Origin of the sequence: Pseudomonas urethralis, from assembly GCF_021602465.1 — a bacterium.
In the GTDB taxonomy this organism is placed as follows: domain Bacteria; phylum Pseudomonadota; class Gammaproteobacteria; order Pseudomonadales; family Pseudomonadaceae; genus Aquipseudomonas; species Aquipseudomonas vlassakiae.
The window spans coordinates 106983-128648 of sequence record NZ_BQIJ01000012.1 but is presented as its reverse complement, the minus strand read 5'-3'; the positions used below and the strand labels follow the sequence as shown (position 1 = coordinate 128648).

The 21666-nt window shown below is 63.3% G+C and carries 21 protein-coding genes; 2 read left to right on the top strand and 19 right to left on the bottom strand.

Features of this window, described 5'->3' with window-relative positions; genetic code table 11:
* Nucleotides 1–39: 39 nt before the first annotated feature.
* A complete protein-coding gene (locus L6D64_RS19220) occupies nt 40–606 on the top strand; it encodes a DUF6436 domain-containing protein (RefSeq protein ID WP_176507576.1) in 567 nt (188 codons plus the stop codon).
* On the opposite strand, the gene L6D64_RS19215 is transcribed toward L6D64_RS19220, so the two are convergent.
* On the bottom strand, nt 585–1151 hold the full coding sequence (locus tag L6D64_RS19215; RefSeq protein WP_176507575.1) for a sugar O-acetyltransferase: 567 nt from the start codon (nt 1149–1151) through the stop codon (nt 585–587). The two genes, L6D64_RS19220 and L6D64_RS19215, sit on opposite strands and share 22 nt — an antisense overlap.
* Nucleotides 1152–1238: 87 nt before the next feature.
* Here L6D64_RS19215 and L6D64_RS19210 point away from each other — a divergent pair, with 87 nt between their 5' ends.
* Complete coding sequence (locus L6D64_RS19210) at nt 1239–3605, top strand: penicillin acylase family protein (RefSeq protein WP_176507574.1); 2367 nt, start codon at nt 1239–1241, stop codon at nt 3603–3605.
* A gap of 154 nt (nt 3606–3759) precedes the next feature.
* Here L6D64_RS19210 and L6D64_RS19205 read toward each other — a convergent pair whose 3' ends face one another.
* From L6D64_RS19205 to L6D64_RS19120, 18 genes are all read right to left on the bottom strand, one after another.
* A complete protein-coding gene (locus tag L6D64_RS19205; protein ID WP_176507573.1) occupies nt 3760–4632 on the bottom strand; it encodes a transporter substrate-binding domain-containing protein in 873 nt (290 codons plus the stop codon).
* On the bottom strand, nt 4629–5402 hold the full coding sequence (locus tag L6D64_RS19200) for an amino acid ABC transporter ATP-binding protein (protein WP_176507572.1): 774 nt from the start codon (nt 5400–5402) through the stop codon (nt 4629–4631). The genes L6D64_RS19205 and L6D64_RS19200 overlap by 4 nt, the downstream gene beginning before the upstream one ends.
* Entirely contained in the window at nt 5399–6058 is a 660-nt protein-coding gene (locus L6D64_RS19195; RefSeq protein WP_176507571.1) for an amino acid ABC transporter permease, read from the bottom strand. Before L6D64_RS19195 ends, L6D64_RS19200 begins: the two co-directional genes overlap by 4 nt.
* Nucleotides 6039–6704 (bottom strand): amino acid ABC transporter permease, encoded by a 666-nt coding sequence (locus L6D64_RS19190; protein WP_054885482.1) that lies wholly within the window; start codon nt 6702–6704, stop codon nt 6039–6041. The genes L6D64_RS19195 and L6D64_RS19190 overlap by 20 nt, the downstream gene beginning before the upstream one ends.
* A 427-nt stretch (nt 6705–7131) precedes the next feature.
* A complete protein-coding gene (locus L6D64_RS19185) occupies nt 7132–7917 on the bottom strand; it encodes a MetQ/NlpA family ABC transporter substrate-binding protein (protein ID WP_054885481.1) in 786 nt (261 codons plus the stop codon).
* A 174-nt stretch (nt 7918–8091) separates the two neighbouring features.
* Nucleotides 8092–8922, bottom strand: coding sequence for a sigma 54-interacting transcriptional regulator (locus tag L6D64_RS19180; protein ID WP_176507570.1), 831 nt, complete (start codon nt 8920–8922; stop codon nt 8092–8094).
* Nucleotides 8923–8986: 64 nt separating this feature from the next.
* Nucleotides 8987–9568, bottom strand: coding sequence for an alpha/beta hydrolase (locus tag L6D64_RS19175; RefSeq protein ID WP_176507569.1), 582 nt, complete (start codon nt 9566–9568; stop codon nt 8987–8989).
* Between the two features lie 179 nt (nt 9569–9747).
* Nucleotides 9748–10149 carry an ExbD/TolR family protein gene (locus L6D64_RS19170; RefSeq protein ID WP_054885478.1) on the bottom strand — a complete coding sequence of 134 codons (402 nt, stop codon included), beginning with the start codon at nt 10147–10149 and terminating at the stop codon, nt 9748–9750.
* Between the two features lies 1 nt (nt 10150).
* Entirely contained in the window at nt 10151–10870 is a 720-nt protein-coding gene (locus L6D64_RS19165) for a MotA/TolQ/ExbB proton channel family protein (protein WP_176507568.1), read from the bottom strand.
* A 30-nt stretch (nt 10871–10900) separates the two neighbouring features.
* Nucleotides 10901–11686, bottom strand: a complete 786-nt coding sequence (locus L6D64_RS19160) for an energy transducer TonB (RefSeq protein ID WP_176507567.1) — start codon at nt 11684–11686, stop codon at nt 10901–10903.
* Nucleotides 11687–12018: 332 nt separating this feature from the next.
* Nucleotides 12019–13008, bottom strand: a complete 990-nt coding sequence (locus L6D64_RS19155; protein WP_176507566.1) for a sulfate/molybdate ABC transporter ATP-binding protein — start codon at nt 13006–13008, stop codon at nt 12019–12021.
* 3 nt (nt 13009–13011) lie between these two features.
* Complete coding sequence (gene cysW, locus L6D64_RS19150; protein ID WP_176507565.1) at nt 13012–13884, bottom strand: sulfate ABC transporter permease subunit CysW; 873 nt, start codon at nt 13882–13884, stop codon at nt 13012–13014.
* A 10-nt stretch (nt 13885–13894) separates the two neighbouring features.
* A complete protein-coding gene (cysT, locus tag L6D64_RS19145) occupies nt 13895–14713 on the bottom strand; it encodes a sulfate ABC transporter permease subunit CysT (RefSeq protein WP_176507564.1) in 819 nt (272 codons plus the stop codon).
* Nucleotides 14714–14832: 119 nt separating this feature from the next.
* A complete protein-coding gene (locus L6D64_RS19140; RefSeq protein ID WP_054885472.1) occupies nt 14833–15840 on the bottom strand; it encodes a sulfate ABC transporter substrate-binding protein in 1008 nt (335 codons plus the stop codon).
* A 50-nt stretch (nt 15841–15890) separates the two neighbouring features.
* Nucleotides 15891–16073, bottom strand: coding sequence for a sulfur starvation response protein OscA (gene oscA / locus L6D64_RS19135; protein WP_016712582.1), 183 nt, complete (start codon nt 16071–16073; stop codon nt 15891–15893).
* 194 nt (nt 16074–16267) lie between these two features.
* The gene (locus tag L6D64_RS19130) at nt 16268–19333 is read right to left on the bottom strand and encodes an efflux RND transporter permease subunit (protein WP_176507563.1); all 3066 of its coding nucleotides are present in this window, start codon (nt 19331–19333) and stop codon (nt 16268–16270) included.
* Entirely contained in the window at nt 19330–20397 is a 1068-nt protein-coding gene (locus tag L6D64_RS19125; RefSeq protein ID WP_176507562.1) for an efflux RND transporter periplasmic adaptor subunit, read from the bottom strand. The genes L6D64_RS19130 and L6D64_RS19125 overlap by 4 nt, the downstream gene beginning before the upstream one ends.
* Nucleotides 20394–21482 carry an efflux RND transporter periplasmic adaptor subunit gene (locus L6D64_RS19120; RefSeq protein ID WP_176507561.1) on the bottom strand — a complete coding sequence of 363 codons (1089 nt, stop codon included), beginning with the start codon at nt 21480–21482 and terminating at the stop codon, nt 20394–20396. Before L6D64_RS19120 ends, L6D64_RS19125 begins: the two co-directional genes overlap by 4 nt.
* Nucleotides 21483–21666 lie beyond the last annotated feature (184 nt).

Sequence of the window (21666 nt, the reverse complement as noted above, 5' to 3'; positions counted from 1 at the left end):
TGCCTGCACCGGTCTCATCGCCGGCACTGTGGATAACTCATGTCGAACCGTGTCAAACGCACACTGATGGTGTTAGTGCTGGTGCTCTGCGCCATTGTACTCTGGCAGGCCTACGCCACCTTCCAGTCCCGCTACCTGCGCCCGTTCGACAACCAGACCACGCTGTTCAACGGCAGCGAGGTGGGACTCCCCCCTGAACTCGCCGGCCCCGGGCCAATTCGCGTGGTGCACTTCTGGGACCCGGCCTGCCCGTGCAACGTCGGCAACCAGCAGCACCTGGGCGACCTGATTGCCCAGTTCGCAGGCCAGGGCGTGGCCTTCCATGTCGTGCAGAAGGCTGGCAGCCACGGCCAGCTACCTGCCAACCTGAGCAGTCTGCAACCCATCGCCCACTTGCCCGGCAGCGAACATTTGCCCGCCTCTCCCGCCGTGGCCATCTGGGACCGCCAAGGTAACCTGGCCTACTTCGGCCCCTACAGCGAAGGCGCCGTGTGCAACGCCAGCAACAGCATCATCGAACCGATCATAAAGGCGCTGCTGGCCGGCCGCAAAGTCAGCGCCTCCAACACCCTGGCCCTGGGCTGCTACTGCCCATGGGCAGGCTGACGCACTCGCGCCGGATTGCCCACCGCCGTCGCCCCCGCGGGTACATCACGGGTCACCACGCTGCCAGCTCCAATCACGGCATTGTCACCAATGGTCACCCCCGGCAGGATGATCGCCGCGCCGCCGATCCACACGTTGTTGCCAATGGTCACCGGTCGCCCGCTCTCTAGCCCGCTCCGGCGGACTTCGGGGTCGAGCGGGTGGTCGGCCGTGTAGATCTGCACGTTGGGGCCGATCTGGCAGTCGTCGCCGATGCGCACCGGCACCACATCGAGGATCACGCAGTTGAAGTTCATGAACGTGTTGCGCCCGACGCTGATGTTGTAGCCGTAGTCGCAGTAGAACGGCGGGCGGATCACCGCACCTTCGCCGACATGGCCGAAGTGCTCGGCCAGCAGGCCGTTGCGCGCGTCGTTGAGCAGCTCGACGCTGTTGTTGTAGCGGTGCATCCAGTGCTTGTTGGCAATCTGTTCGGCCTGCAGCTCGGGGCAGCCGGCGTGGTAGAGCTGGCCACTGAGCATTTTCTGTTTTTCGCTGAGGGACATGGAAACTCCTTTGAGAGGGCTATGCTCTGTTCGCGAATCCGTCGATGATCGGACCACAGTTTCCCTTCGAATGCACAAGGAGTTTCGATGAAGCGCAGCCTGACCCTGTTGGCCGTGGTCGTTGCCGTGGCCGCTGGCGCCGGTTACTGGTACGTGCATGGCAAGCTGCCGCAGCGTGAGGGCGAAGTGGCCATGGCCGGGCTGCAAGGCCCGGTCAGCGTGCGCTACGACGCCCGTGGCGTGCCTCATCTGCAAGCAGGGAGCGAAGCGGATCTGTACCGCGCCCTGGGCTACGTGCATGCCCAGGACCGCTTGTTCCAGATGGAGATCATGCGCCGCCTGGCCCGTGGCGAGCTGGCCGAAGTGCTGGGCGAAAAGCTGCTGCCCACCGACACCCTGTTTCGCAGCCTGCGCATCCGCGAGCAGGCTGCGCTGATGGCTCAGCGCCAGGACCCCCAATCGCCCGCCTGGCAAGCCTTGCAGGCCTACCTCGAGGGCGTCAACGCCTGGCAGGCCAGCCACCCCAAACCGATGGAATTCGACCTGATCGGTATCACCCCACGGCCGTTCACTGCCGAAGACACGCTAAGCATCGCCGGTTACCTGGCTTACAGTTTCGCCGCAGCGTTTCGCACCGAACCGGCACTGACCTACATCCGCGACCAGCTCGGCCCGCAATACCTGAAGATTTTCGACCTCGACTGGCAACCGCAGGGCGCCCTGGGCACGCCCCTGGCGGCGACCGACTGGCACAGCCTCGAAGCCTTGGCCCGCGCCAGCCACGAGGCGCTGGTCGATGCCGGCATCCCGCAGTTCGAAGGCAGCAATGCCTGGGCCGTTTCCGGCAGCCGCACCGGCAGCGGCAAACCCTTGCTGGCGGGCGATCCGCACATCAGTTTTGCCGTGCCCGCCGTCTGGTACGAGGCTGAGCTTTCGGCGCCCGGCTTCAACCTGTACGGCTACTTCCAGGCGCTGAACCCGTTCGCGATGCTGGGGCACAACCGTGATTTCGGCTGGAGCCTGACCATGTTCCAGAACGATGACGTCGACCTGATCGCGGAAAAGACCAACCCTGCCAACGCTGACCAAGTGATGATCGACGGCCAGTGGCAAACGCTGGAAAAGACCGCGCAGCAGATTGCAGTCAAAGGCGAGCCACCCGTCACCATCAACCTGCGCCGCTCCCCACACGGGCCCATCGTCAACGAAGTCCTCGGCGCCACGGCCGGGGCCACGCCGATTGCCATGTGGTGGGCATTCCTCGAAACCGAAAACCCGATCCTCGAAGGCTTCTACCAGCTCAACCGCGCCGACACCCTGGGCAAGATGCGCGAAGCGGCTGCCAAGGTGCAGGCGCCGGGGCTGAACTTCGTCTGGGCCAACGCCCGTGGCGACATCGGCTGGTGGGCGGCAGCGAAGTTGCCGATTCGCCCGGACGGGGTGAACCCGGCGTTCATCCTCGACGGCGCCAGCAGCCAGGCCGACAAACACGGTTTCTACCCGTTCAGCGTCAACCCGCAACAGGAAAACCCGGCCAGCGGCTACATCGTTTCGGCCAACTATCAGCCTCAGGCCGTGGTGCCGATACCGGGATACTACAACCTCGCCGACCGCGGCCGTCAGCTCGATCGCCAGCTGGGCAACCCCGAGGTGAAATGGGACATGCAAAACAGCCAGGCGCTGCAACTCGACACGGCCAGCGATTACGGCCCGCGCACCTTGGCACCGCTGCTGGCGACCCTGCGCCAGGTCGCCCAGGGTGACGAGGAAAAGGAACTGGTCGAGCAGCTTGCCGCCTGGCGCGGTGACTATCCGCTGGATTCCACCAGCGCCACGCTGTTCAACCAGTTCCTCTACGAGCTGGCCTATGCCGCATTACATGACGAACTGGGCGACACCTGGTTCCCGGTGCTGATCAGCACACGCGCCATCGATGCCGCGCTGCCGCGCCTGGCTGCAGACGCCGATTCGCCCTGGTGGAATACCCGCGGCGCCAACCAGCGCACCGACCGCACCGCCATCGTGCGCGTGGCGTGGCAGAAGAGCCTTGCCCACCTGCGCATCACCCTCGGCCAAGACCCGGCCAGCTGGCAATGGGGCAAGGCGCATACCCTGACCCACAACCACCCACTGGGTTCGAAAAAACCGCTGAACCTGCTGTTCAATGTCGGCCCGTTTGCCGCCCCCGGCACCCACGAGGTGCCGAACAACCTGTCGGCGAAGATTGGCCCGGCGCCGTGGCCGGTGACCTACGGGCCATCGACCCGGCGCCTGATCGATTTCGCCGATGCCGGGCAGGCACTGACCAGCAACCCGGTAGGGCAAAGCGGCGTGCCGTTCGACCGGTATTTCTCGGACCAAGCCGAGGGGTATGTCGAAGGCAAGTACCAGCGCGCGCAGATGGGCGTGATTCCTGCGCAGAGCACGCTGAGGCTGGTACCCACCGCCAGGTGATTTCGAATAGCCTTTGCTCGGCCGCCTGGCGGCCCATGTGGGAGCGGGCATGCCGAGGCGTCGAAGCGCCGCGAACGCCGGCGCAGCCGGTGCCATGCGCCGCGTCGCCTGCTGCGCGGGCGCGCCGGCTCCCACAGCGGCCGCAATCAGCCGGTCAACCCTGCCACTTTCCGCCTTCGACGATCACGCTTTCCGGCTTGGTGTCATCGCTCAGTTCCTTGCGCACATACTGGTCATACAGCTTCAGCAGAAACTTCTCCTCCCCCAGCCTGGCCAGCTCGGCATTCACCCAGTCGCGCAGTTCGGTATTACCCTTCTTCACTGCCGGCGCAATCGGCGCCTCCTCACCCAGCAACTGCGGCAGCACGCGGTACCCTGGGTTCTGCTTGGCCCAGCTGAACAGGATCAGGTTGTCCTGGGCATAGGCATCGCCACGGCCATTGGCCAGCGCTTGCAGCGACTCGCTGTTCTTCTCGAACTTGAGCAGTTTCCAGTCCGGGTGGTTCTTGGTCAGCCAGATATCGGCCGTGGTACCGGTGGTGACGATGATGGTCTTGTCCGCCAGGTCATCGAGCTTCTGCACCGGGCTGCCGTCGGCAACGATGGCCTGCACGGCCACGCGCAGGTTGGGGTTGGTGAAGTCCACCGCCTCCTTGCGCTCCGGGGTCACGGTCATGTTGGCGAGAATCAGGTCGACCTTGTCGCTCTGCAGGAACGGAATACGGCTGGCCGGCTCGACGGCGACGAACTCCACCTTGTTCTCGTCGCCCAACAGGTCCTTGGCCAGACGCCGGCCGATGTCGGTGTCGAAGCCGACGTAACGGCCGCTTGCGTCGACGAAGCCGAACGGCGGCTTGTCGGTGAACACGCCGACAATCAGCTTGTCGCGGGCCTTGATGGTTTCCAGGTAGCTGGTGGCCGGCGATGCAGCTGCGGGCTTTGGCGGCTCCTCGGCCTTGTTGCAGCCGGCCAGCAGGGCCAGGCCGAACAACGGCGCCAGCAGTTTGGTAAGCGGGGCAGTTTTCATGACAGTTCCTTTTGTGTTGTCTTCGGCAGGCTTTCGACAAAGGAGAATTTGTCCAGGAACTGCTGCGCGCGTGCGGTTCGCGGTTGGCTGAAGAAGCTCTCGGGGTCGCTTTGTTCAAGGATCCTGCCGGCCTCCATGAACACGATGCGGTCGGCCACCGCGCGAGCGAAGGCCATTTCGTGGGTAACGATGAGCAGGGTCATGCCGTCGCGGGCCAGGCCCTGGATCACCTGCAGCACTTCCTTGACCATTTCCGGGTCGAGCGCTGCGGTGACTTCATCGAACAGCATCACCTGCGGGTTCATGCACAGGGAACGGACGATGGCGATGCGCTGCTGCTGGCCACCGGACAACTGCCGCGGGTAGGCGTCACGCTTGTCCAGCAGGCCGACCCGCGCCAATAGCGCTTCGGCCTGAGCCTGGGCTTCGGCGCGTTCGCGTTTCTGCACCTTGAGCGGGCCGAGCAGCAGGTTGTCCATCACGCTCATGTGGCCGAACAGGTGATAGCTCTGGAACACCATGCCCACCCGCTGGCGCACCTGGCGCCAGTCGGTATCCGCGCTCAACAGTTCCTGGCCCTCCAGGCGCAGGTGCCCGCCATGCGCTTGCTCCAGGCCATTGAGGCAACGCAGCAAGGTGCTCTTGCCGCAGCCGCTGGGGCCGAGGATCACCACCACTTCGCCGGTGCGGACCTTGAGGTCGATGTTATCCAGCACCTGGTGAGCGCCGAAATACTTGTTGAAACCCTGGAATTCGATCAGTGCGGTCATGAGTGGGCCCAGCGGCGCTCCAGCACGCGCGAGGCGGCGGACAGCGGGTAGCAGACGATAAAGAAGAACAGGAACAGCACGGCGTAGATCAGCAGCGATTCGTAGGTGCGCTCGATGATCTGCTGGCCGGCCTTGATCACTTCGACCACGCCGATCAGCACCGCCAGCGAACTGGTCTTGATGATCCGCGTGTAGATGTTGATGGTCGGTGGCGTCATGCGCTTGAGGGCCTGGGGCAGCAGCACGTAGCCGTAAAGCTGGCCAGTGGAAAGCCCGATCGACAGCCCGGCCTCGCGTTGTCCACGCGGCAGCGATTGCAGCGCTCCCCGCACCACCTCGCCGACCTCGCTGGCACCCCACAAGCCCAGCACCAGTACTGCGCACCAGAAGCTGGGAATGCTCAGGGCGAAGAAGATCGGCAAACCGAAGAACACCAGGTACAGCCAGACCAGTACCGGGATCGCCCGAAACAGCTCCAGGTACACCTGCAAGGCGATGTTCAGCAGGCGATTGCCCAGGGTGGCCAACGTGCCATACAGCACGCCACCGAGCGTTGCGAAGACAATCCCCAGTGCCGAAATGGCCAACGTTTGCGCCGCCCCCTTGGCCAGCAGCGGCAAAGACGTCAGCAACAGCTCAATTGCCGAACTGGCCATGTTGCAGCCTCCTTTCCAGGTAGCGCAGCAGCAGCGACAGCGGCAGGAACAGCAGCACGCAGAGCAGCGTCAGCACCGCGAGCATCTCGTAGGTCTTGTAGTACAGGGCGATGTAGCTCTTGGTGGTGTAGAGAATTTCAGGCACCGCCACGGCCGAGACCACGGTGGTTTCCTTGAGCAGGAAGACGAAGTTGGCGAACAGTGCCGGCAGGCTGAGGATGCCGGCCTGGGGCAGGATCACGTGGCGCAGCAGCTGCCCTTCCGACAGCCCGATGGAGCGGCCCGATTCCAGCTGCGCACGCGGCACGGCCTCGACTCCGGCACGCAGCACCTCGGTGAGGTAGGCACCGCCCATGAAGGTCATGGTGATGATCGCTGCGGCAAAACCGGAGATCTTCAGGCCCAGGCTCGGCAACGCGAAGTAGACGAAGAACAGCTGGATCAGCAGGGGGGTGTTACGCGCCAGTTCCACATAGCCTTTGACCAGGTGCCGCAGGTAGGGCGTGCGTAGCACCAGGACCGTGGCATTGAGCAGCGCCACCAGCAGCGAGGTGGCGATGGCAATCAGCCCGACCTGCAAGGTCACGCCGACCGCCTTGAAGAAGGCTGGCAATGTGCTAAGAATGAACGCGGTGTCGAAGGTCATGGATTCTGCCTCGACATCCGGTTTGCGAAGTACGACATAGGAACGTCTGAACGATGCGCCAAGCGCGATCAGTAGACTCTAAAGGTATAAAAAAACTTTTCTAAATACCTTTATTGCATATCGATATCACTCTCCGGGCTATCGAAACTTTTCTGCGTCACGCCTTTCAAACAGCTTCAGACAGCAAGGCCATCCCCACAAGGACGACAACGATGAATAGCCCCTGCTCACCTGATTCGAACGAACAATTGCTGTGGCTGCTGGCATTGCGCCGGGCCTTGGGCGGGCTGCCTTCGGCATAAGCGTGCGCTGGCCTCTTCGCGGGTAAACCCGCGAAGAGGCCAGTGAGGGCAGCTCAACCTTCCCCCAGCCACCCAAAAAAATGCCGACGCACAGGCGTCGGCACTTTCATACACCGATCAAACAATCAGAACGCAGGCAGTACCGCACCCTGGTATTTCTTGGCGATGAATTCCTTCACCTCAGGGCTGGTCAGCGCCTTGGCCAGCTTCTGGATAGCCTCACTGTTCTTGTTGTCCGGGCGGGCTACCAGGAAGTTCACGTACGGCGAGTCGCTGCCTTCGATCACCAGCGCGTCCTTGGCCGGGTTCAGGCCGGCTTCCAGGGCGTAGTTGGTGTTGATCATGTCCAGGTCGACCTGGTCCAGCACGCGCGGCAGCATGGCCGATTCAAGCTCGCGGAACTTCAGCTTCTTCGGGTTCTCGGCGATGTCTTTCGGGGTTGCCAGGGCATTCTTCGGGTCTTTCAGGGTGATCAGGCCAGCCTTCTGCAGCAGCAGCAGGGCGCGACCGCTGTTGCTGCCCTCGTTCGGGATGGCAACGCTGGCGCCTTCTTTCAGCTCGCTCAGGCTCTTGACCTTTTTCGAGTAGCCACCGAACGGCTCGACGTGTACGCCGATCACGGTTTCCAGGTGGGTGCCCTTGCCTTCGTTGAAGTTCTGCAGGTACGGCAGGGTCTGGAAGTAGTTGGCGTCCAGGCGCTTCTGGTCAACCTGTACGTTCGGCTGCACGTAGTCGGTGAACACCTTAATCTGCAGGTCCACACCTTCCTTGGCCAGGGTCGGCTTGATCAGCTCGAGGATCTCGGCGTGCGGTACCGGGGTCGCGGCTACGACCAGTTTCTCGGCGGCGGATGCCAGGCCAGCGAACGACAGAGCGGCGGCCAGGGCAGTGGTCAGCAGGGTCTTTTTCATGGTGTTCCTTGTTCTGGATCTGGGCCATCGCGGATGGCGAAGTCGGATGCCCAACCGTTTCACTGGAGGGCGTGATGCGGACGATACCGAGATTTTTTATTCCCTAACAATATCTTTTAATTAGCTGCTTATTCCAAAAACAAAATGCCACCATCCAGTTTGCTTATAGCTCGTCTAGCCCGCGGGGTTGGGCAAATCGAGGTCCTGCGGCAGCAGCTCGTCGCCGTCGCTCACCAACAGCGCGAAGTGGATCACATTCTCCAGTTCGCGGGTGTTGCCCGGCCAGGCATGGTCTTCAAGCAGCTGTTGCGCGGCCTCGCTGATCAGCGCCAGTGGGCGCTGCAGGCGCACGCTATAGATACCCACGAAATACTCGGCCAATGGCAGGATATCGCCCGGGCGCTCACGCAGTGGCGGCAGCTCCAGCGCACCCTCGCGCAGGTACTGGTACAGGCGCTCATTGAAGCGCCCGGCCTTCACCACCCGCGCCAGGTCGATGCTGGTCGCGGCTACCAGGCGGACGTCCACCGGCTGTGGTTGCTGCGCGCCGACACGGGTCACCTCGCGGTTCTCCAACGCCGCCAGCAGCTTGCCCTGGATCGCCAGCGGCAAGTCGGCAATCTCGTCCAGGTACAAGGTGCCACCATTCGCCGAACCGAACCAACCGGCGCGGCTGCTGGCCGTACCGCCCTGGCTGCCGGCGCTGTAGCCGAACAGCTCGGCGTCGGCATAGGTCGGGCTGATGGCCGCGCAGTTGACCGAGACGAACAGTCCGGGGCGGTCACTGGCCCGGTGGATCTGCCTTGCCAGCAACTCCTTGCCGGTACCCGTCTCGCCGCGTATCAGCACCGGTACGGGCTGCGGCGCCAGCTGCTCCAGGGCCTGGCGTAACTGCTGCGAGCGCGGGTCGATGAACACCAGCGCCTTGGCACGGATGCTCAGTGGGCTCTTGTCCAGCTCAGGAAAGGTCAGCAATGGCTGGCCGAACGGGTTTTGAAAAGTCATGACGAACTCCCGCCCCAGGCCATCGTGGCCGGGCGTCAGGCAAACGTTGAACGATCGGGGCCGGTCAGGCGCGACGCAATGCGCGCTGCTCGACCCGGCTCTGCAGGCGGTACAGGTAGGCGAAGCCTTGTTCCCAGCGCTCGTGGCCGGACTTCACGTTGATATGCCCGGCATTGCTCAGCAGGCCCGCCTCGGCGCCCCAGGCCTGGGCCAGGTACAACGCACGTGGCACGCTGACCGCCGGATCGTTGTCCGAGCTGACCACCTGGCTTGGGAACGGTAGCGCCTGCAGCGGGATCGGCGCGAAGTTGCGCAAGGCCGGCGCACAGGCGGGCCGCTCGACATCCGCCGGCGCCACCAGCAACGCGCCGCGCACCCGGCGCAGCAGGGCCGGGCTGGCGTGTGCGGCCCAGTGGGCGACGGTGATGCAGCCGAGGCTATGAGCGATGAGAATCACCGGCGAGCGTTCGGCGGCAATCGCCTGCTCCAGCGCCTGCACCCAATCGCCGCGCTGTGGAGTGAGCCAGTCCTGCTGCTCGACCCGGGCGCTGTTGGGCAGCGTGCGCTGCCAGTGACTCTGCCAATGGTTGTCTGGCGATCCTTGCCAGCCCGGCACAATCAGGTAACGGATTGACTCATTGCGCATGGGGACGCCTCCAGTAAGTTTGCGTGCTTGGGAATCAGTATAGGGAGGCATTTATATTCGTAAAGGAATAAGAAGCTATTTATTAATAACTAAAATTGCACGTCGATATCAGGCAAAAAAAAGGGCCAACCCCTGCCAAGAGATGTGGCCCTTAAGCACTTGCCTGAAGAAGGTGAAGATTACCGTGCAGTTATTACCGCCAGCTTGCTGATCCCGGCGCGCTCGATCGCAGCCATGGCCCGCGCCACTTCGCCATAGTTCACGCCATCATCGGCCTGCAGCTGCACACGCACGTCGGCGTCCTTGTCCTTGGCCGCCTTGAGGTTGCTTTCCAGCAGGTCCGGCTGGATCTCGTCCTTGTTGATGAACAGCTTGCCACCCCCATCGATGCTCACCACCAACGGGTCCTTCTGCTCCACTGGCGCCACGGCCTCGGTCTTGGGCAGGTTGATCGGAATGGCGTTGGTCAGCAGCGGCGCGGTGACGATGAACACCACCAGCAGTACCAGCATGACGTCCACCAGCGGCGTGACGTTGATTTCACTGAGGACTTCGTCGCTATCCTGGGTTGAAAAGGCCATGTCAGGACGCCTCCTTCACCGGCTGGGTGAAACCACCCTGGGCCTTGTGCACAGCCGGGTGCACCAGCACGCGGAAGGCACTCTTCTGCGCCAGGCTGTAGAAGTCGTGAGCGAAGTCATCGAGGTCGGCCGCCGTCAGCTTGAGGCGGCGCAGGAAGTAGTTGTAGACCAGCACCGCCGGCACCGCGACGGCGATACCCACACCGGTGGCGACCAGCGCTGCGCCGATCGGCCCGGCCACGGTTTCCAGGCTGGCGGAGCCGGCCGCGCTGATACCCTTGAGCGCTTCCATGATGCCCCACACGGTGCCAAACAGGCCGATGAAGGGCGAGGTGCTGCCGATACTGGCAACCACTGCCAGGCCGGTTTCCAGCGAGCGACGCTCACGCACGATCTGCTGGCGCAAGGCACGTTCGAGGCGGTCCTGGTGGTTGATGGCGTGGCTCAGGTCATTGGCGTGCGCTTCACCGACCGCAATCGCCGCATAACCGGACTGGGCGACACGGGCGGCCGGGCCTGGCAGCTCGTGGCTGATTTCCGCCGCCGAGTCGAGGCTCGATGCGGCCCAGAATTGCTGGTGGAAGCGCTTGTCCTGATGCTTCAGCCGTACGAACTGAACGATCTTGACCAGGGCCAGGCCCCAGGTGACGACGGAAAAACCGACCAGCAGCCAGATGACTGCACTTTCAACGGATTCGAGGGGAGATGCCAGCAGGCTCATGATGATGTCTTCCTGTGTTCTGCGAAAAAGTTAGCGAAGCTTGAAATCGATCGGCACGCTGACCCAGCCGGCCTGGGCCACATCGCCCTGCTTGGCGGGGACGAAGCTCCAGCGCTTGACCGCAGCGAGGGCGGCGGCGTCGAGGGCATCGCGGCCGCTGCTCTGCTGGATCTGGATTTGCCCCGGCTTGCCGCTGGGCAGCACCTCGACGCGCAGCAGCACGGTGCCTTCCCAGCCACGACGCAGCGCCATCTGCGGGTACTCCGGCGCAGGTTTTTTCAGGTACGCGGCGTTGGCAGACGGCGGCGTGACCGGGGCTGGCGCAGGTGGCGCAGGGGGCGCCGGCGCAGCAACCGGCGCAGGCGGTGGCGCCTCGACCGGCTTGGGCTGTGGCTTGGGCGGTTGCTTGGCCACTGGCTTGGGCACAGGTTTGGGCTTGGGCTTGGGCTTGGCGGCCAATTCGTCGATCACCGGGGGTGGCTCGACCACTGGCGGTGCAGGCGCAGGTGGCGGCGGCTCCACGACCGGCGGTGCGGGCGCGGCGAACTCGATGGTCATGGGCGGAATCTGGGGCGGCACCACGGGCAGCGTGGGCGTGGGTGCCTGGCTGACCCAGTAGGCGGCGGCACCGTGCAAGGCCAGTACCAGCAGGCCCAGCGCCAGCTTGTCGCGGCGCTTGAGGCCGCTGACCGGGGTGCGTTGCAGGCGCAGCTGACCCAGTGGCAGGCGAAGCGTCCGTCCAAGGTCGACCAGGTCACCCGGGCTCGGGCGCCATGGCTGGTCGTAGGCCCTGACGGCCGACTGGACATTACCCATTGATCAAACTCCTGGGGTTCTTGATTCAGGTGTGTGGCTGAATCATCGCGGGCAGGGGCTTATCTCTTAAAGTAATGTTTAAAATTAAAGTTAGATTTTTTAGGAATATAATTTTTATGGGGATCGCTCTAGGCCGCGGGATTCGCGGGGTGTGGGTCTACTGCGATCAGGCGATGCTTTGCAGGCATATGAAATATTCGTGCAAGGCATCAGATCGCTGCGAGCGCTGTGCGCTCGATCGCGGGTAAACCCGCTCCTACAGGGGGCCGCGTCAGGCTTGGCGGCAAAAAAAACCCGGGACCATGCCCGGGTTCCTTATTGCTCAAAGCGACTCAGACATCCGCCACCTTCTGCCAGACCTTCGGCCGGAAGAACAGCGTTTCGCCACGCGCCAGCCCGGTCAGGCTGTCGTGGTCCTTGACCACCTCGGCCTCGATCAGCTCGCTCTGCCCTTCCACCTTCAAGGTCACCCGGGTGGTCGCGCCCAGCGGGCGGATATCGCGCACTTCGGCCGCATGGTGCCCCTCGGTCTCATGCCGCGACAGCGACACTTCGTGCGGGCGGAACAACACATGCTGGCCCTCGCTCAAGGCCAGGCGGTTGGAGTCGCCGAGGAAGTGGTAGACGAAATCGTTGGCTGGCTGCTCGTACACCTCGCCCGGCGAACCGATCTGCTCGATCACACCCTTGTTCATCACCACGATGCGGTCAGCCACTTCCATGGCCTCTTCCTGGTCGTGGGTGACGAACACCGAGGTCAGGTTGATGTCCTCGTGCAACCGCGCCAGCCAGCGGCGCAGCTCCTTGCGCACCTTGGCGTCGAGCGCACCGAACGGCTCGTCCAGCAGCAGCACCTTGGGCTCCACCGCCAGGGCGCGGGCCAGGGCGATACGCTGGCGCTGGCCACCGGACAGCTGCTCGGGGTAGCGGTCGGACAGCCAGTCGAGCTGTACCATGTTCAACAGTTCGTGGACTTTCTCGGCAATCTTGCTTTCGCTCGGGCGCTCGCCCTTGGGCTTCATGCGCAGGCCGAAGGCGACGTTGTCGAACACGCTCATGTGGCGGAACAACGCGTAGTGCTGGAACACGAAGCCGACGTTGCGATCACGCACGTCGTGGCCGGACACGTCCTCGCCATGGAACACGATGTTGCCCTGGTCCGGGGTTTCCAGGCCGGCGATGATGCGCAGCAGGGTGGTCTTGCCGCAGCCGGACGGGCCAAGCAGGGCCACCAGCTCGCCGCTGTTGATGTCCAGGTTGATAGCGTTCAGGGCCTGGAAGCTGTTGAAGCGCTTGCTGACGTTACGAACTTCGATCGACATGAATCATTCCTCCGCGGCGCTGTGGCGCAGGCGGTTAATACGGTTCTCGCTCCACTGCTTGAGCAGCAGGATGAAGAGCGCCAGGATCAGCAACAGGCTGGCCACGCTGAAGGCCGCGACGTGGTTGTACTCGTTGTAGAGGATCTCCACGTGCAGCGGCAAGGTGTTGGTCACGCCACGGATATGGCCCGAAACCACCGACACTGCACCAAACTCACCCATGGCCCGCGCGGTGCACAGCACCACGCCGTAGATCAGGCCCCATTTGATGTTCGGCAGGGTCACATGCCAGAACATCTGCCAGCCGTTGGCGCCGAGCAGCCGCGCAGCTTCCTCCTCCTGCGTGCCCTGCTCCTGCATCAGCGGGATGAGCTCGCGGGCGACGAACGGCACGGTGACGAAAATGGTCGCCAGCACGATGCCCGGCAGGGCGAACACGATCTGGATGTCATGGTCCTGCAGCCATGGGCCGAAAAGACCTTGGGCACCGAACATCAGCACGTAGACCAGGCCGGCGATCACCGGCGACACCGAGAACGGCAGGTCGATCAACGTCACCAGGATACTCTTGCCGCGAAAGCTGTACTTGCTCACGCACCACGCGGCACTGACACCGAACACCAGGTTCAGCGGCACCGAAACGACGACGGCGAGCAAAGTGAGCTTGAGCGCCGACAAGGCATCAGGCTCGAAGATCGCCTCGACGAAGGTGCCGAAGCCATTCTTCAGCGCCTGCGACACCACGATCACCAGGGGCAGCAGCAGGAACAGCGCGAACACCAGCCAGCCAAGGCCGATCAGCACGCGCCGCGAGGTGGCGCTGCCACGTCGGGCGGCGTTGGCGGCAGCGCTTGCACTCAGGGTTGAACCGGACATGCGGCCTCCTTCAAGGGGTTTCGATGCGGCGCTGCAGCAGGTTGATCAGCAGCAGCAGGATGAAGGAAACCACCAGCATCAGCACGCCGATGGACGTGGCGCCGGTGTAGTCGTACTGGTCGAGCTTGACCATGATCAGCAACGGCAGGATCTCGGTCTTCATCGGCATGTTGCCGGCGATGAAGATCACCGAACCGTACTCGCCGACACCGCGCGCGAAGGCCAGGGCGAAACCGGTGAGCCAGGCGGGCAACAGCGCCGGCGCAAGGATGTGGCGGAACACCTGCAACGGTTTCGCACCCAGGCATGCCGCGGCCTCTTCGACTTCACGCGGGATGTCGGCCAGCACTGGCTGCACCGTGCGCACCACGAACGGCAGGGTAACGAAGGTCAGCGCCAGGGTGATGCCCAGCGGCGTGTAGGCGATCTTGAAACCGAGGTCGGTGGCGAACTGGCCAACCCAGCCCGCAGGCGCGTACAGCGCGGTCAGGGCAATACCGGCAACGGCGGTGGGCAGGGCGAACGGCAGGTCGATCATCGCGTCGATGACCTTGCGCCCCGGGAACGTATAGCGCACCAGCACCCAGGCCAGGAGGGTACCGATCACTCCGTTGATGATGGCGGCGAACAGGGCGGTGCCGAAACTCAACTGCAGCGCGGCGATCACCCGCGGCGCACTGATGACGTTCCAGAACTGCTCCCAGGTGAGCTGCGCGGCATGCACGAACATGGCCGCCAGCGGTATCAGCACAATCAGGCTGAGGTACACCAAGGTGTAGCCCAGCGTCAGCCCGAAGCCGGGTATGACGGGGGAAATGCGACGTGACATAAATATCCCTGGTTGAACGCACGAAGCCCGGAAACAATTCCGGGCCGGTGCAGGCTTCTGAATCCTGGGGCTGCTACGCAGCCCTTTCGCGGCTGAAGGCCGCTCCTACGGTGACCGCCTTACTGTGCCTGATAGATCTGGTCGAACACACCGCCATCATTGAAGAATTTCGGTTGTGCAGTCTTCCAGCCACCAAAGTCCTTGTCGATGGTCACCAGGTCCAGTTTAGGGAATTGCTTGCCAAATTCGGCAGCGACTTTCTCGTCACGTGGGCGGTAGAAGTTCTCGGCGGCAATCTTCTGCCCGGCCGGGCTGTACAGGTGCTTGAGGTATTCAGTGGCAATCTCGGTGTTGCCCTTTTTCTCGGCGTTCTTGTCGACCACCGCCACCGGCGGCTCGGCAAGGATCGACAGCGACGGCACGACGATGTCGAACTTGTCGGCGCCCCCGTCTTCCTTGAGCGCCAGGAAGGCTTCGTTTTCCCAGGCCAGCAGCACGTCGCCCTGACCATTGTTGACGAAGGTGATGGTCGAGCCGCGGGCACCGGTGTCCAGCACTGGCACGTGCTTGAACAGCTCCTGCACGTAGGCTTTGGCCTTGTCTTCACTGCCGCCGGTCTTCAGGCCGTAGGCCCAGGCGGCGAGGAAGTTCCAGCGGGCGCCACCGGAGGTTTTCGGGTTGGGCGTGATGACCGACACATCCTTCTTGATCAGGTCGCCCCAGTCCTTGATGCCTTTCGGGTTGCCCTTGCGCACCAGGAACACAATGGTCGAAGTGTACGGGGTGCTGGCATCCGGCAGGCGCTTCTGCCAGTCCTCGGGCAGGGTCTTGCCGAGTTTGGCGACTTCGTCGATGTCACCGGCCAGGGCCAAGGTCACCACGTCGGCGCGCAGGCCATCGATCACCGCACGAGCCTGTTTGCCCGAGCCGCCATGGGATTGCTGGATCTTCACCTTGTCGCCCGGATGGGCCTGTTGCCAGTGCTTGATGAATTCGGCGTTGTACTGCTGGTACAACTCACGGGTCGGGTCATATGACACGTTCAGCAGTTCGTAGTCCTTGGCGATGGCGGAACCGGCAAAAACAGCGCTGGCCAGGGCGGCAAGCGCATAACGGCGGATGGACATGGTGAAGCTCCCGATTGGCATTTTTCTAGTTTTGGATGTTGTGGTGCGAATCAGCCGGCCTTGTTGCCTGGCTGTTGCAGGCGGAACTTCTCCTTGCGCTCGATCTGCACGACCTGAGCGTTGTGCACGGTGATTTCCACCGCACCGAAACGCAGGTCGCGCAAGGCGCTCTGGATCTCACGCAGAATGGTGGCTTCGTCCTGACCGTCGATGCTACGCAGCGATGCACTCATGCTCGTTCTCCTTGGAATGAGGGTGCCGGGCATGGATGTGAAGGGGTTCATTGCCTGGCTTGAGGGCAATAGTAGTGAGGCGGGATTATTCTTAAAAATACTGTTTAAGAATGTTTATATAACCAAATTTACGTGATGATCGTGAGGGCGAGAAAATACCTCTGTGGGAGCGGGCGTGCCCGCCCCCACAGGGATCAGTGCTGGGTTTTGGTGCTGTGTTCAGGCTCGCGGATCTTGTACCAGGCTACGTACAGCGCCGGCAGGAACAGCAGCGTCAGCAGGGTCGCGACAATGATCCCGCCAATCATCGCGTAGGCCATCGGCCCCCAGAACACCTCGCGGGCAATCGGGATCATGCCCAGGCTCGCTGCCGCCGCCGTCAGCAGGATGGGGCGACGTCGGTGGTTGGTCGCCTCCACCACTGCATCCCACGGCGAGAGGCCCTGGGCCTCGAACTCGTCGATCTGGGTCACCAGGATCACCGAGTTACGAATGATGATGCCCGCCAAGGCGAGGATGCCGAGGATCGCCACAAAGCCCATCGGCGTGCCCGTCGGCACCAGTGCCAGCACCACGCCGATCAGCCCCAGTGGCGCCACGCTGACCACCAGTAACAGCTTCTGCACGCTGTGCAGCTGGATCATCAGGAAGGTCGCCATGAGGAACAGCATCAACGGGATGACCTTGCGGATCGGCCCCTGGGCCTTGGCGCTCTCCTCCACGGTACCGCCGGTGGCCACTTCGAAGCCCACCGGCAGCTTGCTGGCGAACTCGTCGATCTTCGGCTTGAGCTGGGCCACCAGGTCGGTCGGCTGGATATCGCCGTTGACCGAGGCCTTGATGGTGATGGTCGGCTTGCGGTCACGGCGCCATACCAGCGGCTGCTCCAGTTCGTAACGCACGGTGGCGAACGACAGCAGCGGGATCGAGGTACCGCTGGGCGTGAGAATCTGCAGGTTCTGCAGGGTATCAGGTGAGCCGCGCTCGCTGTCCTCGGCACGGGCGACCACATCGACCAGGTAGATGTTGTCGTTGACCTGGGTGATATCCACGCCGCTGACGATGCTGTTCATGACATTGGCCACGTCTTCCGACGACAACCCTAGCTGACGCGCCTTGTCCTGGGCGATTTCCACCCGCAGCACCTTACCGGGCTCGTTCCAGTCGTAGATCATCTCGCCGATGTGCTCGTTCTGGTCGAGCAAGGTGGCCAGGTCGATGGCGTGCTTGCGCACCTCGTCGATATTGGCGCCACTGACCCGGTACTGGATCGGCCTGCCCACCGGCGGGCCCATTTCCAGCGATTGCACGTTGACGCCGATGCCGACGAACTCTTCATGCAGGATCTTCTGCAGCCGCTGCATCATGCCCTGGCGTTCTTCGAAGCCCTTGCTGACGATCACCAGCTGCGCGTAGTACGGGTTCTGCAACTGCTGGTCGAGGGGCAGATAGAAACGAATCGCACCCTGGCCGATGTAGGTGCTCCAGCTCACCATGTCCGGGTCATCCTTGATGCGGGCCTCGAAGCGGTCGACCACCTTGCGGGTTTCCTCGATCGAAGCGTTCTGCGGCAGGTTGAGGTCGACGAGGATTTCCGGACGGTCCGATGAAGGGAAGAACTGGTTCTGCACGAAACGCTCGCAAAAGATCGCCAGGGCAAACAGCACGACAGTGCCGATGATGGTCAGCCAGCGGTTGCGCATGCACCACAGCAGGCCATGCTCGAAGGCCCGGCCGACGCGCCCTGGCTCGGCTTCATGGGCCTTGAGCTTGGCGCTGCTGAGAATGTGCACGCCCAGCACCGGGGCGAAGAACACCGCCACCACCCACGAGACCATCAGCGCCACGGCGATCACCGCAAACAGCGTGTAGGTGTATTCACCCGCGGAACTGGCGTTGAGGCCGATGGGCACGAAGCCGGCAACCGTCACCAGGGTACCGGTGAGCATGGGGAACGCCGTCGAGGTATAGGCGAACGTCGCCGCCTGCTCCTTGCTCTCGCCCATTTCCAGCCGCGTGACCATCACCTCGACCGTGATCATGGCGTCATCCACCAGCAAGCCGAGGGCGATGATCAGCGCACCCAGCGAAATCCGCTGCATGGTAATGCCGCTGTATTCCATGAACACGAACACCATCGCCAGCACCAGCGGAATCGAACAGGCCACCACCAAGCCAGCGCGCATGCCAAGGCTGACGAAACTCACCGCCAGCACGATCACCACCGCTTCGAACAGCGCGCTGGTGAAGCCGCCTACGGCCTGCTTGACCACCACGGCCTGGTCCGACACGGTGTGCACGCCAACGCCAACCGGCAGGTCCTCTATCACCCGGTCCATGCGTTTTTTCAGCGCCGCGCCAAATACCTGCATGTTGCCGCCGGCCTTCATACCGATGGCCAGGCCGATGGCGGTCTGGCCGTTGTAACGGAACATCGGTGAGGGTGGGTCGACATAGCCGCGCTGGATGTCGGCGATGTCGGCCAGGCGGAAGAAACGGTCGTTGATCTTCAGGTTGACCGTCTGCAGGTCTTTTTCCGAAGCGAACTGCCCGGTGGTGCGTACCGAAATGCGCTCGGGACCAGCCTCGATAACCCCGGCCGGGGTCACCGCGTTCTGCGACTGCAGGGCTTGCATGACTTGGCGCTGGTCGATGCCCAGGGCCGCCAGCTTGCGGGTCGAGAAGTTCAGGTACAGCACTTCGTCCTGGGTGCCGACCAGCTCGATCTTGCCGATGTTGGGGACATCGCGCACTTCCGCGCGCGCCTGCTCCACGTAGTCACGCAACTGACGCAGGGTGAGGCCGTCGGCGGTGAAGGCGTAGATCGAACCAAACACGTCGCCGAATTCATCGTTGAACCCAGGCCCCTGGATGCCGGCCGGGAATTCACCGCGGATATCCTGGATCTTCTTGCGCACCTGGTACCAGATTTGCGGGATGTCCTTGGCCTTGGTGGTGTCGCGCAGGTACACGTACACCGTCGACTCGCCCGGGCGGGTATAGCTCTTGGTGTAGTCGAGGGAATCGAGTTCCTCGAGCTTCTTTTCGATGCGGTCGGTGATTTGGTACAGGGTTTCGTCCTGGGTCGCACCCGGCCAGCGGGTCTGAATCACCATGGTCTTGATGGTGAACGAAGGGTCTTCCTCCCGGCCAAGGTTGAAGTACGAGAAAATGCCCATCAGCAGGGCAACGAACATCAGGTACCAGACGAACGATTGATGCTTGAGCGCCCATTCGGACAGGTTGAAGCTTCCTTTCATTGCGCATCCTCGTCGAAGGTGACCTTCTGGCCAGGCTTGAGGCTGTTCACACCCGCCGTCACCACACGCTCGCCCGGCTGTACGCCCGACGCCAGGACGATGCTGTCGGCGGTACGGTCGATCAGGGTGACGTCGCGGGTACCTACGGTTTTCTGCTCGGTGTCGATCACCCAGACCTGAGTCTTGCCATCACGCTCGAGCAAGGCACTGAGCGGCAGCTCGCTGCGCGGGCTCACTTCAGAACTCAGGGTCACGCTGATCGCGGTGCCCAAGTGGAAGGCCGGCGGGGTGCTGGCCAATGTCAGGCGCGCGCGGCGGGTGCGGGTGGTTGCGTCGGCCTGTGGCTCCAGTTCACGCAGGGTGGCGGTGGTGTTGATGGTCGGGTCGAGCTGCGAGGCAACGGTGAAGGTCAGGCCTTTGTTCAATTGCTCGGCGAGGCCGATCGGCAGGTCGATCACCGCTTCCTTCACATCCGGCCGCGCCAGGGTCACCACGGCCTGGCCGGCGGTGACGGTCTGCCCGGCTTCGGCCTGCCAGGCAGTGATGACCGCCGCATGATCAGTGCGCAGGGTGCTGTAGTCGAGCTGGTCGCGGGCCTGGCTGAGCGCCGAGCGCGCCTGCTCCAGTGCGGCGCTGGTGGTTTTCAGGTTGGTCTGGGCGATATCCAGCTGGGCCTGGGCCCCGACGCCGCGGTCAAACAGCTGCTGCTGGCGGCGGGCATCGGCCTGGGCGTTGATCCACTGCGCCTGCACTTTGGCCAGGTCGCCTTCGGCGGCTCGCAGCTGGTTCTGCTGGTCGGTGGGGTCGAGCGTGGCCAGGGTATCGCCCGGTTTGACCTGGGCGCCCACATCCAGCCAACGCCGAGCGATGCGCCCGCCAACCCGGAAGCCCAAGGTGCTTTCGAAGCGCGCTTCGATAAGGCCAGCGAAGCGGCCCAGCTGCGACTGCATCTGTGGTTCCACCTTGACCGACAGCACCGGCCGGATCGGCTCGGGCGCTTGCTCATCGCTACCACAGGCGGCCAGCAGCATGCCGGCCGACAGTATCAGCAGCAGGCGCTTCATAGCTCACCTCCCTGGGACCTGGCATCGACCTTCTGCACCTGCATGCCGGGGTGCAGCAGCTGGCCACCGACCACCACCACGGTTTCACCGGCCTTCAGGCCGCTGGCAACCACGATCTTGCCGGTCAGATAACGGCTGACCTCGACCTTGCGCAGTTCGACCTTGTCGCCCTCGCCCACCACCCAGACTGCTGGCTCATGTAGCGCCTTGGTCAATGCCGACCATGGCAGCTCGACGCTGGGCCGCCCCACCGCATTGGTGCTGGCAGTGACCGGCGCGCCCAACTGCATGTCTGGCGGCACATCCTTCAGCGCCACCTTGACCTGCACGGTGCCGCTTTGCGCGGACACGGTGGGGGTGATTTCACGGACAAAGCCGTGAGCCTGGACCTTGGGGTCATCCAGCAGGCTGACGATGACCCCAGCGTCGCTGGGTGGCGCCACCAGCAGCGATTCGTAGACGTTGAACACCGCATCGCGGTCGCCATCACGGGCCAGGCTGAAGATCGGCATGGTCGCCTGCACCACCTGGCCCACCTCGGCCTGGCGCTCGGTGATCACGCCATCGGCATCGGACACCAACGCGGTGTAGCTCAGCTGCTCATTGGCATCGGCCAGCTCTGCCTGGGCAGCCTTGAGCGCGCTCTGGTTGCTGCGCAGCGCAGCTTCGGCGGCATCGTATTCGCTCTGGCTGGTGTAGCCCTTGGGCAGCAATTTTTGCTGGCGGACAAAGGCCGCGCTGGCCTGGGTGACCCGCGCTTGCGCCGCGAACACCTCGGCCTTGGCCGAGTCGACATTGTTCTGCAGGTCTTTCGGGTCGAGCCGCGCCAGCACCTGGTTGGCCTTGACGTGATCGCCCACATCGACGCTACGGGAAATGATCTTGCCGCCCACGCGGAACGACAGGTCGGTCTGCACCCGCGCCTGCACGTCGCCCGTCAGGGTGACCCTGGCAGCGAAGTCGGTGGGCGTTACCTGCTGCACGCCGACCCGCGGCAGCGTTTCGGTGGTTTCTTCCTTGCTACAGCCAGCGAGCAGATACAGCAGCCCCAGGCAAACTACCGACAGCGGACGCATCAACGTCATGCAGGCTCCTTGCTTTGCGCGCAAATGATTCTTGGGATGCGACTGTCAGCGTAGTTCAGGGTTCGATAAACGGCACTGATCGGGATCAGTTAGGCATTTTCAGCGGCTGCGCCGGCCCTTTCGCGGGTGAACCCGCTCCCACAGGGTCATATGCAGACTTCAAGGCTTGTGCTGTACCTGTGGG